The organism is Aeromicrobium changchenzhani (genome assembly GCF_057586615.1).
The window spans coordinates 3,378,503-3,392,566 of record NZ_CM172480.1; the positions used below are offsets into that span (position 1 = coordinate 3,378,503).

11 protein-coding genes are annotated in these 14,064 nt (G+C 60.9%); 10 read left to right on the forward strand and 1 reads right to left on the reverse strand.

Annotation, left to right across the window (positions count from 1 at the left end):
• The first annotated feature begins 33 nt into the window (after positions 1–33).
• The 9 genes from eccCa to AC2YB9_RS17075 all read left to right on the forward strand — a co-directional run bounded on the left by eccCa (position 34) and on the right by AC2YB9_RS17075 (position 12,759).
• Positions 34–4,038 (forward strand): type VII secretion protein EccCa, encoded by a 4,005-nt coding sequence (gene eccCa, locus AC2YB9_RS17035; protein WP_487266554.1) that lies wholly within the window; start codon positions 34–36, stop codon positions 4,036–4,038.
• Between the two features lie 116 nt (positions 4,039–4,154).
• The gene (locus tag AC2YB9_RS17040; RefSeq protein WP_487266555.1) at positions 4,155–4,517 is read left to right on the forward strand and encodes a hypothetical protein; all 363 of its coding nucleotides are present in this window, start codon (positions 4,155–4,157) and stop codon (positions 4,515–4,517) included.
• 27 nt (positions 4,518–4,544) lie between these two features.
• Positions 4,545–4,847 (forward strand): hypothetical protein, encoded by a 303-nt coding sequence (locus tag AC2YB9_RS17045; protein ID WP_487266556.1) that lies wholly within the window; start codon positions 4,545–4,547, stop codon positions 4,845–4,847.
• Positions 4,848–4,861: 14 nt separating this feature from the next.
• Positions 4,862–5,236, forward strand: coding sequence for a hypothetical protein (locus tag AC2YB9_RS17050; protein ID WP_487266557.1), 375 nt, complete (start codon positions 4,862–4,864; stop codon positions 5,234–5,236).
• 106 nt (positions 5,237–5,342) lie between these two features.
• Positions 5,343–8,234 (forward strand): hypothetical protein, encoded by a 2,892-nt coding sequence (locus tag AC2YB9_RS17055; RefSeq protein WP_487266558.1) that lies wholly within the window; start codon positions 5,343–5,345, stop codon positions 8,232–8,234.
• Entirely contained in the window at positions 8,209–8,946 is a 738-nt protein-coding gene (locus AC2YB9_RS17060) for a hypothetical protein (RefSeq protein WP_487266559.1), read from the forward strand. Before AC2YB9_RS17055 ends, AC2YB9_RS17060 begins: the two co-directional genes overlap by 26 nt.
• A 180-nt stretch (positions 8,947–9,126) precedes the next feature.
• Entirely contained in the window at positions 9,127–9,753 is a 627-nt protein-coding gene (locus AC2YB9_RS17065) for a hypothetical protein (protein WP_487266560.1), read from the forward strand.
• 86 nt (positions 9,754–9,839) lie between these two features.
• Entirely contained in the window at positions 9,840–12,227 is a 2,388-nt protein-coding gene (locus tag AC2YB9_RS17070) for a hypothetical protein (protein ID WP_487266561.1), read from the forward strand.
• A complete protein-coding gene (locus tag AC2YB9_RS17075) occupies positions 12,217–12,759 on the forward strand; it encodes a hypothetical protein (protein WP_487266562.1) in 543 nt (180 codons plus the stop codon). The genes AC2YB9_RS17070 and AC2YB9_RS17075 overlap by 11 nt, the downstream gene beginning before the upstream one ends.
• Before the next feature lie 213 nt (positions 12,760–12,972).
• Here the strand turns inward: AC2YB9_RS17075 and AC2YB9_RS17080 are convergent, their stop codons facing one another.
• Positions 12,973–13,143, reverse strand: a complete 171-nt coding sequence (locus AC2YB9_RS17080) for a hypothetical protein (RefSeq protein WP_487266563.1) — start codon at positions 13,141–13,143, stop codon at positions 12,973–12,975.
• A gap of 266 nt (positions 13,144–13,409) precedes the next feature.
• On the opposite strand from AC2YB9_RS17080, the gene AC2YB9_RS17085 reads away from it, so the two are divergent.
• Positions 13,410–14,009: an HAD family hydrolase gene (locus tag AC2YB9_RS17085; protein WP_487266564.1), complete on the forward strand. Its 600-nt coding sequence runs from the start codon at positions 13,410–13,412 to the stop codon at positions 14,007–14,009.
• The last annotated feature ends 55 nt before the right edge of the window (positions 14,010–14,064 follow it).

Sequence of the window (14,064 nt, forward strand, 5' to 3'; positions counted from 1 at the left end):
CAACCGCGCTGCACCTCACGATCCCGGGGGACCATGACGACCACATTGGTGAAACGACCGGCACGAATCGAGCCGCCGAGCGTCGAATCAGCACCTATGGCGATTGAGGCTCCGCCAATGCGTGGCCAGGCCGCTCCGGCGATGGCTGGCGCTTCCATGATGATGATGCCGATCATGAGTGGCACCGGCTCGGTGACCGTGGCGATCACCCAACGTGGCCGCCCCATCGTCGCGGTTGCTGCGTTCCTTGCCCTGATTGGCTCAATCGCGATCGGCGTCATGATGATGATCAGCCAGCGCAGCGGAACGAAGCGGCAGGTCCGCGAAGGGCGCGAGCGCTATCTCGACTACATCGAAGCAATGCGTCACACCGTTCGCGATCAGATCGCCGGTCAACGTGCTGAGCAGGCCTGGCGCCACCCACGTACCGACGAGATCCTCGACCTCGCTCGCGACGACACACGCCGGTGGGAGCGCCGACCCTCCCACGTCGACTTCATGTCCGTCCGCATCGGGACCGGCGAGGTTCCGCTCGCCTCCGGATTGACGCTCGAGGCCGACACCGGACCGCTCAATGATTTCGACCCGGTATGCCTTCAGGCGGCCCAAGAGCTGATGGAGCGGTATGCCTCCCTCCGTGAGCAGCCGATCACGCTGCCGCTGCTGCTGACCAGCAATCTGAGCATCCTCGGACGTACTCAGGCGCGGCAAGCCATGGCCGCCAACATGGTGCTACAGGTGGCGACCCTGCACAGTCCCAATGATGTGTCGATCGCGCTCGTCCGTTCCGATGACACCGCCCGGGCTTGGGACTGGATGAAGTGGCTTCCGCACACCCAAGAGCCCCAACGGCTGGATGGGGACCTGCCCTACCGGCGGATCGAATCGAGTGTGGCTGCGATGACCGAGTCGCTCGCGGGCGAGCTCGAAGCCCGTCTCGACCGTTTCCAGCGCACCCGCGGAAGTTCCTACGCTCCCAGCTCCCAGCTCCTGGTGATCGTTGACGGCGAAGGGCTCCAGCGCGGACATCATTTGCAATCGCCGGACCCGCAGGTCCCGTTGGCCGCCCTCGGTGTGCACGTCGTGTCACTCTTGGACTCGGCTCGGCACGAGCCTGAAATGGTCGAGGGGCGCGTCGAGATCGGTGACGACGGTTCGGTCACAACCTTGGCGCACACAGCGCCGTTCACGATGGACATCCCTGTCGACGGTGTCGCGTCCGCAATTGCTCGTGTCCTTTCCTCATTGCGCCTGACCCTTGAGGATGTCGGCGATGACGGCCTCACCACCACCGTCGGGCTTGCCGAAATTCTCGGCGTCCGAGATCCCGCACACCTCGACCTCGCTGCGTCCTGGCAGGCGAGACCGCTCCGCGATCTGCTCCGGGTACCGATCGGCATTGGCGCCAATGGCAAGACCGTCATGCTCGACATTAAGGAGTCCGCGCACGGCGGTATGGGCCCACACGGACTGGTGGTCGGGGCGACCGGCTCGGGCAAATCGGAGATGCTGCGTACGTTGGTCAGTTCGTTGGTGATCGGGCACGGGCCCGATCGGCTCGCGCTCATGCTGGTCGACTTCAAGGGTGGCGCGACCTTCGCTGCAATGGAAAACATCCCACATATCGCGGGCATGATCACCAACCTCCAGGACGATCTAACCCTCGTTGATCGAATGCGTGACGCGCTTTTCGGCGAGATGCAGCGTCGGCAGGAGATCCTGAAGCAGGCCGGCAACCTCCCCAACGTCACCGCATACCAAGATCGAATCGATGCTGGCGAAGACCTCGACCCGCTGCCGCACCTCCTCGTGATCGTCGACGAGTTCTCCGAACTGTTGACCGCAAAACCCGACTTCGCCGAGTTGTTCGTCGCGATCGGCCGTATTGGCCGATCCATCGGCGTCCATCTGCTGCTCGCCTCGCAGAAACTCGAAATGGGTAAGATCCGTGGGCTCGAATCCCACCTGTCCTATCGCATCAGCCTCCGCACATTCTCCGAGGGAGAGAGCCGTGACGCGATCGGCGTGCCCGATGCGTTCCATCTGCCGCCAGAGCCCGGCTCGGGCTATCTGAAGGTGGACACGACCGTGTTCGACCGGTTCAAAGCGGCTCTGGTCTCCTCGACCTATCTGCCGCCCAGCGACGGCCCCAAAACGACCGTGCCGGTCGTCCCCTACGTCGCACTCAACGGCCTCGGCGCCTGGATCGCCCAGCAGAACGCGCTCGCCGAAGCGGTGGAGCAGCAGGGGGCCGAAGAAGCGCTCGGCTCCCAACGAAAAGCCGCGCCGAGTGTGCTCGATGTGCTGTGCGAGCAGTTCGCGGGTTCGGGAGCACCCCACGTTCGTCCCGTCTGGCTCGACCCGCTGCCAAAGCGGCTCACCCTCGGATCACTTGTGTCGATCGATGGCACCTCCTCATCGACGTCATGCAAGGCCATCATTGGCACCGTCGATGATCCGGCGCATCAGGCCCAGTTCCCGCTGGAATGGGACTTCACCGGCGGCGGAGCCAACCTCGTCATCACCGGTTCACCACAAACGGGCAAGTCGACCCTGATCCGAACGATGATCTTGTCGATGTCGATGACCTACGCGCCAGGCGATGTCGTGTTCTACTGCATCGACTACGGCGGCGGTTCGCTCGGCGGCCTGCAAAAGGTCCCCCATGTGGCGAGCGTTGCCTCGCGCGTCGACCCCGAGAAGATCAGCCGAACGGTCAACGATGTCCGGTCGGCGCTCAACCGTCGGGAGACCATGTTCCGCGAGCACGGACTCGACTCCATGGGTGCATTCCGTCGCGCGCGAGCCGCTGGCGAGATCAATTCTGATGAACCCGGCGACATCTTCCTGATCGTCGACGGTTGGGGAACGTTCCGCGACGAGTTCGACGACTTCGACTACATGATCGCCGACATCTCCGCACGGGGAACCAACTTCGGTGTCCACGTGATCGTGACGGTCACGCAAAACATGCAGGTTCGGATGCGTATGCAGGGGTCTATGGGCGGGCGACTCGAGCTCCGCCTCAACGATGCTTACGACTCCGAATTCGGGCGTCAAACAATGGAGCAAATCCCTGCGGACGTCAATGGACGCGGTGTGACAGGCACACGTAAGTCTTCGTTGCTCTTTCAGGCCGCGCTGCCGACGCTGGAGATGGCGGGCGATGAAGACGTCGATGACGATGATGACGGCGGTGCCGCAGACACCGAAGGGCAGTCCCAGCTCATCGAGATGATCTCTAAGAAATGGGGCGACCGGGGTGTCACCAAAGTCGAAATCTTGCCGCGTCTGGTCACTTTCGACGACATGCCTGCGATCGAATTCGGCGACAAAGGCACACTCATCGGTATCTCCGAGATCAATCTTGGTCCGGCCGAAATCAAGCTGTTCGGCCCCGATCCGCACCTACAGGTCTACGGCGATGGCGAGACCGGCAAGTCCAACCTGCTGAAGGTCCTGATCCACAATCTGATCAGCACACATTCCTCGGACGAGATCGGCATCGCGGTGGTCGACTACCGTCGTTCACTCTTGGATGCTGTTCCCGAGGAATACCTGCTGACGTATGCGACCAGCATGGATCAGACGCTCGGCATGGCTCAAGACATTGCTGGGGCGATCCAGGCACGCGTCCCTGGACCCGACGTCACCTCCAACCAGTTGCGCAACCGCACCTGGTGGAGTGGCCTCGAGGTATTCGTCATTGTTGATGACTACGACTTGGTGGCCACATCGCAGGGCGACCCGCTGTCGGCGCTCGTCGACCTTCTTCCGCAGGGCCGCGACCTCGGCTTCCACCTTGTCCTCGCGCGCCGCACTGGCGGCATGTCACGCGCCGTATTCGAGCCACTGATCCAGCGCCTGATCGATCTGAGCGCACCCGGCTTCATGTTCTCTGGCGACCGTATGGAGGGGCGCCTGATTGGTGGCAATCCGTCGCAACGGTTGCCTCGCGGACGCGCCATGTATGTCACCCGAGACGGCGCGAGCTCGCTCATTCAGACTGCTCGTCTGGAGGCCGACGACGAATCCTGACCGCTGTTTTGTTTACGCCGAATTCACGTCCGCCAGTCGCCTGCTGCTGGACTCAACTTGTGGCATCGCATACTGTGGGACGAACTGAAAGTCATCTACAGGGGGTATCGAAGACTATGGGTTCCAACGATCGCGTATCACTGGGCGACGGCTACGAAGGCGCGTCCAAGGCCAACCGTGGCATCGCTGACCAAGGCGACGTCGCCAATACGATTGCCAAGAAGCAGCACAATCAGACCAATGATCTGATGGGCCAGACTAAGGGCAACTTTGGCAAGCAGGCTGGCAACGGTTCGACCGCCGCGGCCAACAACATGAACGCTGGCGGCCTCCTCCACTCCTCGACTGCCGCAGGCGGCCAGGAATTTGTCCGTCGTACTGCCCAGTCTGAAGACTCGGCCGCCGATGCGCAGGGTGCCGAAGCTCGCACTGCCATGACTGCCGGTGAAGACCTGGCCAGCAAGATCAACAAGGCCTGACGGCCACTCCGACTCGAAAGGTAAATCATGTCTGATCAAGTACGCGTCGACCGCGGCGTCATCCAACAGCACACCGACGACACCCGCGCCAATGCTGGCAATCTCCGCAACGCCGGAGACGAAGTTGACCGCCAGCAGGCACATCTTTCGCGCCAGCTCGACGGCGGTGTCGGCTCGGAGCAGACCGAGGCTGTACGCAGTGCCGGACGACGTCACGGTGCCGACATTGATACCAGTGTCAACAAGGTCAACAATAAGACGTCGGAGAATGCAGACGAATTCATCTCCAACGTTCGTAGCGCGGCCAGCAAGTCGATCCGCCCGGTCTGAGGCTGTCGATCATCATGGGTGGAGAATCAGCAAATCTGATCGGAGTCGAGGTTCCAAGACTCGACGCCGTAGGCAAGACGGTTCGTGGTCGTGCTGACGTCGGCAAGCCAGCTGCATCGCAACTCGCTGACGGAATCCTCGCCGCGCACGCGACCATCGGCAAGGGCAGCTCTGTCGGGCCTGCGCTCAACCGGTTCTTCGACAACCACATCCTCGATGACTCGATCCTGCTAGGACAGCAGCTGGAAAACGGTGGAACGAACATCTCCAATGTGGCTGCCAGCGCCCGCAACGGCGACGAAGATGCCGCTGCCAGTCTGAAGCATCCCGTGACCGGCTCGTCAGATGTTGGTTTACGCATCCACGGGAATGTCCCGATTCCTGACTAATTGGTTTCATCCGAAGCTGCCGGGTTGCGTCCTCATGCGACCCGGCAGATTCGTCTCACATACACGAGCAATACGGCCGCACGACGTGCCTACCGGGGGTAAAGCAATGGTCACTTCTTTCAAGCATTATGCCCAAATCGACGGTCACGAAGGCGTCGATGGCAATGCGATCCGCGGCGCGGCCGAGGACCCAAAGAAGAACACCGATGTCATCGCCGCGCTATCCAGCGAACTCGAAGGCGACGACAAAGAAGTCGCCGGCGCGATCGAGGGCGACATCAAGCAAGGCACACGCAAGAACGCCAGGGATGCCAAGTCCGTCAGTGAGAATCTTCAAAAGGCGGGCTACTACGCGGTCGGGCTGCTGAACGAGTATGCCTCCCATGTCGACGCCTTCGACAGCACCGTCGACAAACTCAATGTACGACTGCGTGAGAAGGCCGGGAACAAGCCGACCATGCAGGCATACGCCGACGCCTTGATCGGAACTGAGGATCTCTGGACCCAGTCTTGGAACGAGGCAAAGGCCGCGCTTCGTCCGGAGTACATCCATGCTGTCAACTTGGTCGATAATCAGGCCGATGAGGTTGCCGTCAAGTTCAATGAAGGCCCCACCGCCGAGAACGTCAAAGCGCTCTTCCGTGCCGGGCTCATCCCACTCGATAAGCAATCATTGTGGCCGAGCCTGAAGTTGAGCGACGACGACAAACGTCAAGCCTACGAGAACGCCGTCAAAAACGGCACGCTCCCCGACTTCTCGACCATGACCGACGATGATGTTGAGGCCTACATCAGCGACCATCCCGAACTCTCTACCAATCTCGTAGCAATAATGGGCGCTAGTCAATTGAGCCCCGCCTTAACTTCTTTGGTCCGGGCTCAAGCTCGCATCGACGCCCAAACGATCAATGACGCGATCGATGGCGATCCCGACAGCGACACGATCACTGAGATCAACCAGGCAACCGAACGTCTGAATGCGATCAACGAGAAGATCTCAGACGGCGGCAAGATGACCAAGGCCGAAGCTGACTACATCGCGACTTGGACGAATACTGTCGGCGCTGACAACCTTGCCAAACTGCCAGAGACCATCCATACCGCCGTCGAGACATACGCCCCCGGCGGCATGCCTCAATCGACCAAAGATTCAATCGCCCGGTCCGCGATGTCACCGGTCGCCGATGCCATTTTCAACTACACGAACAAGGCGGTTCAAGAAGACGGCGCTACGCCGTCCGGAATGGTATGCACCCCGGATAACCCGTCGGGGCAGTTATACCCGGAGGCTATCCGCGAGTTGGTCGGTATGCGGATCGGCGAACAGCACGAAGGCTATCGCTCGGGCGAAGTTCCTACAGATCGAGCATCGCTCGGATCGTTCTCGACCATTCACAACCTCGATAAGTTCAATGGCTGGGCGGAGCTGATCACGAGTGCTTCCGATGAGGTTGAGGGCGGCGAACAGTTCAGCACGGACCTCGCTCATCAGGCGATCACAGCGAAGCAAGACATCAACGCGATTCTCGGCAGCGCCGGCGGACTCTCCCACTCGCAGATGTCCACGGGCAGCTACAACGATGGTCTTTCCACCCCGGCCGAGCTGCAGGCACTTCACGACAAGCTTGCCGACGACGGAGTCAGTGACCTTCTGAGTCTGGCCTCTCGCAACGAAGACGCCTCAGCCACCATCATGCTCGACGACAACGACCGCAAAGCTGTCCTCGGACTCAACTGGAACGATGCCGACGGCGCGAGCGATCTGATTCACGCAGCCACCGATCGGGATCCGGGCGCCGGCGGCGATGGCAACACCGAAGGTGGCGGTACCGAGCGCCAGGCCAAAGCTGCGTTGGCCGTCATGAAGGAGGTGTCCCAGGATCCCAACGTCTACAACAAGGTCATGCATGAAGACATCTCTGATGCGGTCGTCGACACTGCCATCACCTGGCGTGACACCTTCGGCGACGACGGAACGAACGAGGGCACGTCGGCAAATACGACCGACGTTATCGGGCGACCGCTAGACCTCAAGGTCTCGATGAACTCAGACGACCAACAACAGTTCCTGCGCTTTATCGCTGGAACTGGCGGCACCAACGACGACACCGATCCGATCCGTTTCCAGGCCAGCATCCGCGCCTACGGCAACGATCTAATTCAGCATGCCAGCAACAGTGGCGGTCCCCGTCCTTCCGAAGACCTACGCAGTGCGCTGTCATGGGCTGGAAATGCCGATGGACGTATCCATGCCGCTGACGTCGACTATGCCTGTGATCTGTATGAAACGGACGCGGCGAGCGATGAGGCCAAGATACTGGCCGCCAACCGCTCGATCGCCTCCTCGAAGGCCGCGGCGAATTTCGCGACGGCTGTCATCACGACTGGCGCCTCGGCGGCATTCCCGGCCGCGGCTCCGTTCCTCAGCATCGCCCGTGCTGGCACCGCGCCCATCTGGGACAGCGTCTTCGAGGAGCAAACGGTGCCCGACTTCGAACACCTGACCGCCGCGCAGCGAACCGAGGTGATCCAGAGCGGTCTTGAGAACACGAAGTACGAAAGTAATTACCGTTTTTCGAACTTGGTTGGTCCGGCATACAAGGATGACCCTCGGCTCGGAGTTTTGTACGACGACGGCGCGCTCAAGTCCCTCGCGCAGATCAAGGCCGACGACAACACCGAAAAGTTAAACTCGCTGGCAAACACCTTTCAGAACGACTATAACCGCGGCCGACCCAATGGCGACGAGATCTCGGTTCACGAGACTTACGGGGAGAGCCATAGGATCCATTACGGCAGCGCTGCGGTCGACGCTGACCGTGAGGACAGCAATGGCTGGCGTTCAGATGAGAAGTCGGTCAATTGGCTCTATGGCGACAATGCACAGGCACGTGAGAACGCCAAAAATCACCTGAAGTTCCATCCCGACGATCCGCGCGAGCCCTACCAACCCGGACGAGAGCAGGTCACTGATGATGCGTTCCACCCGGCCAAGTAGAGCCAGAGCCCTGCTGACCTGGTTCGCGGCAGTCTCGGCCGTGTCGTTGGTGCTCTCCGGGTGCGGTGACAAGCAGGGCAATCAGGCCAACCCATCGACACCGAGCGTGGCGGCAACGCCGACGATTCCGATTTCTCCCCAAGCGGTGGACTTTCAGGACTCCATCGCAAAGATTCCACTCGATGGCCGGAACGGTTCACCTATCAGCTGGCGATTAGACAAGACCCATACGCCATCAGAACGGGAGATGGTCGCTGCCGTTCGATACAACCTCGCACTCAACGTGGCAGTTGAATCGACCAACGATCGGATGTCGTTGGCGCCGCTGTATGGGGCGGTCACGACCGGCGGACAACGGCTCACCCGTTACGAAGCCGTCAGGCTCGATCGTGTTAAACATTTCGTCGGTCCGCGTAGGTACTGGCTCTCGACACCACACACGTTCAAGACGAACATCGGACCCGACCCGGGCGATGCCCGTGAGATCAACGTGTGTCAAGACCTGACCTCCACGAAGTCCACTGATTCGACTCCGAAATTGCACGTGGACGACGTCACGGCGTCGAAATACTACGTCACCAAAGTCGTCGATAAGGGGGTACGGCGCTGGAAGGTCTACAGCGTTGCTTCCATAGGCGTCATCCGTCCGTACCGGTCCGCAGCCGAGCGAGAGTGCGACGAATGGGCCCGCAAGGCACCGACAAAGGGCTGATATCGAGGGCTCCTGACCGAACTCCAATTGCGCCAACGGATCCAGACCGCCATCTTTACCGGGAAAAGCAGTGACCATCTACTTCAAGCCTTTGCCGAACCCAGGTGAGGCGCACCCAGGCTCTGCACTGGTCAAGAACGCCTCCGGCGACAATCAAGACAAGATCGGGTCGAACAACTGATGTCGCATCGTTATCGGCAGGCGGTGCCTGCTGCCGTTCTCACGGTCGCTGTCACCCTGGGTGGTTGCGGGTCGTCGGAACCGAAGCCGAGCCCGAGCACGACAGCATCCTCGTCACCAACTGCAGCGCCGACCGTACCCATCGACGGGCCCAAATCCGCGCCGATCACTTGGGAGTTGGCCGGTGACGCCAACTCAACCGATCCGCGCATCCAGGCCATCCAGCGCTACATCGCCTATGTCACGACGTTGCCGGAAAAGAAGCGCGACGGGGCCCAGGCCGAAGCAGTTGCTCAGAGCTATTTTCCCCTCGCCATGGGCGCGCAGCTCAAGCAGGTTGTTGCGGACACCAACGGCGGACTTCGGGGCAATCAGGTGACCGGCCCCTCGTGGATCCGGCTCGATGCATCCGAAAACAACAAGCAGTCCACGACGATCGTCGCCTGCTTCGATCGCCATGCTCAGAGCAATCAAAAGAAGGGCTCAGCTGCCAAGCCCGGCCCACCGGTGCAATACACGGTCCTCGATGAAGGCGGGAAGAGCAAGGTGGCGCTGATCCGACTGGCTCCACGGGACGAGTACCCGCGCTGCCAGTCATGGGGCGTCAGTGCACACCAGGAAGATTGAGATCCGACAGATGGAGCGTCGCGGCATGGCAGACGTTAGAATGCTCAGCGCACGCCATAACTGCATTGCATCCCGGGGGGTAAGCAATGATCACGTATTTCAGGTATTACAACCAGATCGATGTTCATGAGGGCGACGACGGAGACAAAATTCGTGCTGCAGCAGAGGACCCAAAGAGGAACGCTGACGTCATTGCGGCTTTGTCCAGTGAGCTTGAAGGTGACGACCAGCAGGTGGCTGATGCCGTCGAGGGCGACATCAAAGCGGGAACTCGCACCAATACGCAGGAGCGCGCGAAGGTCCCGCGGAATCTTCAACGGGCGGGCTATTACGCGGTCGGTCTGCTCAACTTATATGCCACCTATGTCGACACCTTCGATGACACGGTTACGAAGCTCAATGACCGTCTGCGGGCGCAGGCGGGCCCGCGTCCTCCGATGATGGCAACCCCCAATAGCAACGAAATAACTCCCGTGGATGCGTGGGAAAACGGCTGGGCAGATGCCAAGGCCGCACTCAACGGTGCATACAAGAATGCGGTGGCGAAAGTCGATGATGATTCCGACACGATCGCCACGAAGTTCGACCAGGGGCCGACAGCGGAAAGTGTGAGGGCGCTGTTTCGTGCCGGCCTGATCCCGCTGGAGAAGCAATCACTCTGGCCGGACATGACCTTGACCGACGACGACAAGCGCAAGGCATACGAGAACGCCATCAACAACGGCACACTCCCCGACTTTTCGACCATGACAGACGACCAGGTCGAAACGTATATTGAGGATCACCCAGAAATTTCTACGGATCTCGTCGTTCTTATGGGCGCCCCCTACCTGAACCCCGCGCTGACGAGCCTCGTGAACGCACAGTCACGTCTCGACGCCAAAACTCTCAATGCCGCGATTGATGGCGAAGATCGCAACGGCGTCACTTTGGATCAGATTCAGGCCGCCACCGCTCGACTTGACGCGATTAACGAAAACATCGCTGACGGCGACCACAAGCAGGACGCGTCGGCGCTCACACTGCTCGTCAAGGCCGGCGGCCACCAGTCGGCCTACGACCCTGACTTCATCTCGGAGCTCACTGGTCGGGTGTACGAGTGGGAGAAGGGCCAGGACGGTGCGGTGTGGGGACCGCGCGATTCCGATGTCATCTACGACCCAAACGATCCACCCGATTACCAACGCACCTACGATCGCTCCGGTACCTACCGCGGCCAGTGGATGGATGGCACGCGGGCAACCGATGGCCTGGCCAACCTGCTCGGCGGCATGGAACACTCTCCGGTAGGTGCCCAAGACTTCTTCCACGGGCGGTACGAGGGCTCGTCGCAGAACCTCGACCAGCGTATGGATTACCTCCTCGGCGGCGGCGACGCGCGCACGTGGGACGTCGCCGACAAGAGCGACGATGGTGATGGGTTGGGCTTGGCCCTGCAGGCAGCGACCGTAGGACAAGACTCGCGCACCGCCGATGGCACCGAGATCGCCAACAAGCTCTTCGAGAACATCGCGAAGTATGGAGGCAAGGCCGATGGCTGGGCCACCAGCGAATGGCACATCGGCCCGAATATGACTGACAGCCTCGGCGCAATCGCGGCAGGCTACACGGGCGACATCTACCATGAACTGGCCGGCTATGGGGCGACGCACGGGTCGACTCACCTCGATCTCGGCGAAAATTCTGGCGACACGCTGAAACGGGTCCTCGGGGAGCTCGGGCGTCTGGACGACAAGGGTGATCTGGAGACCTTGACCGCGGCCATGATGCTCCAGGGCAAGTCCGAGATCACCGATCAGCTGAGTCACGTTCAAGGTCCCCACACGATCGATAACCTGATGGACGCGGGCCTCGAAGGCACCCAGCAGCGCAACGGCAAGGTCATGGGCCTGCTACTCAACGAAGGTCTGTCCTTGGCGGCCGACGAGGACAAGTCCGATGAGCAGCGCGCAGCCATTCTCTCGAAGGCGATCGATGTCACGGCGGGATTTATCCCGGGCGCTGGCGGCCTGCTGGGCGATGGAGCGCATGAGTTCACCAAGATGGCGGTCGACACGATGAAGAGCGAGGCCATCGACGCGCTGAAGTCGGGCGTCGCGGCAGCTCCCGACACCGATTCGTACGTCGACGCCAATGCCATGTCGATCGACCAAAAGATCCAGACCAACGCGATCGATTCACTGGTCCAGCAGGGCTACCTCAACCCGCAGAATACCGAGAAGTACGGGCACTGGGAGGGCATGCCGAAGGATGTGCTCGTCGGCGATCACGTCGACCCTCGTCTCTACGACGCGGACGGCCACAACATCGACACATCGAAGATGACTGCAAACGAGAAGCACGATGTGGAGAAGATGCAGAACGCGTGGACCAGATACAACGAGAGCGACCCCAGCAGCCAAGTGTTGACGATCACCGGTCAGTCCGAGTTCATGAAGTACTTCACCGATCCGACCTTGACATATGACAAGTAGCGCGACGCGTAGCGCAGGGGCCGCGCTCCTGACGGCCGTCGTCGGCGCGGTGGCGCTGGCCGGTTGCCAGTCCGACGACTCGACCTCGGCCCCTGTCGCCTGCGGCCTGTTGAGCAGCGCGACCGTCAAGGCCGTCACGGGGACCACAGACGTGTTCTCAACCGGTGGTCTCTCATCGGCCAAGAGCCGCGCCGGAACCGGGCTGAGCTGCCAAATCTCCAACTCGAGCGTCACCGACCGATACGCACAGCTGCGCGCCTTCGATTCCAATCTCACTGACACACAGTCTTTGCTCGCGGACCAGAAGGCCAAGGCTCGCCAGTGCACGTCCCTCACCGACCTACCGCGCGGCGGCTTCCTCTGCATACGCAAAGACGAGGCTGAGGCCGCGGTCGCACTTCCAGGCCGCATGGTCCGCATCATCGTCACCAATAAAGCGCGCCTCAACGCGGCAACTCCCGAGAACGTCCAGAAGTGGGCCAAGGAGATCGACGAGAAGATCACCGCATACGACAAGAAGAACGCTGGCTGACTCCTCGAGGAGTACACGCTCGAAGAAGAACGGAGTCGACCGTGCGCTGTCGGCGCCGGGTCTGCCCCGGTTTGTTTGAAACCCGGGGTTAGCAACTGCGTACCCTTGCACCGACTCCTGCTGTTCGCACTAAACTGGCTGACGACAATGCGGAAATACGGAGGTTACTAACCATGCTGGCGCGCACAGGTGACCCGTTCGACTTTTCGGAAATCACCGGCGATGCCATGCGGGTCGCCCAGCCGAGTTTTCCAGGATTAGCTCAATGAGTACGCCGGCGGCGCATATGGCCAGGATCACCGGGGCGTTGGCGTAGTCATCCCAGTTCTGGATGTCGTAGGTGACTCCGTTGGCGCCCTTCGGCTGAACCGGAACAGCCGGCATTGTCGCGGTCGCGCCGTTGGTTTGGGAGCAGCCTTGCTATCGCTGCCGCATGCGGACAACCCACACGCCAGCACAACAACAGCGACACCCATCACCAAAACTTGCCGGTTCACAATGATTCCGCCGAAGATTCCAACATAAAAGCCTCACCAGCATAACCAGGCACCTGACAGCCGCACGGTTCGATAAGGAAACGATCAGCAGTTCGGTTATTACATAGTCACCAACAAACTCCTGCCCGTCGACCGCACCGATAGGCTCGACTTATGAGTGATCTCCTCGTCGGATTCGACCTCGACATGACGCTTATCGACTCCCGTCCAGGTATCCGGGCGACGTATGAGGAAATCTCCCGCCGGACCGGCGTCCCCATCGACGCCGATCTAGTCGTCACTCGCCTCGGCCCGCCGCTGGAGATCGAGTTGGCCAACTGGTTCCCTGCCGAGCGCATCGACGACATGGTCCAGCTCTACCGTTCGCTCTACGCCGAGTACGCCCTACCGCTGATCGGGCCGCTACCCGGCGCCCTCAAGGCCCTGACGGCCGTACGCGAATCGGGCCGCGCCATTGTCATCACCGCCAAGAACGTCATCCACGCCCGATCCCATGTGGCTGGGTTCGGCTTCGACCCAGCTGATGTGTTCGGCGGTGCGTGGCGCGAAGGTAAGGCAGACGTACTTCGGGCCGAGGGGGCCACGATCTACGTCGGCGATCACGTGCATGACATGGAGGCCGCACGATCTGCCGGCGTCATCGGGCTCGGCGTTTCGACTGGACCGAGTTCTGCCAAAGAGCTGCGTGCTGAGGGTGCAGCCGCCGTGCTTACGTCATTAACCGAGTTCCCCGCCTGGCTCAGCGCGCGCTGAACAGCGCCTTCGTCAGTGCACTGAGCGACATAACCGTGTTGTATAGCCCACACTC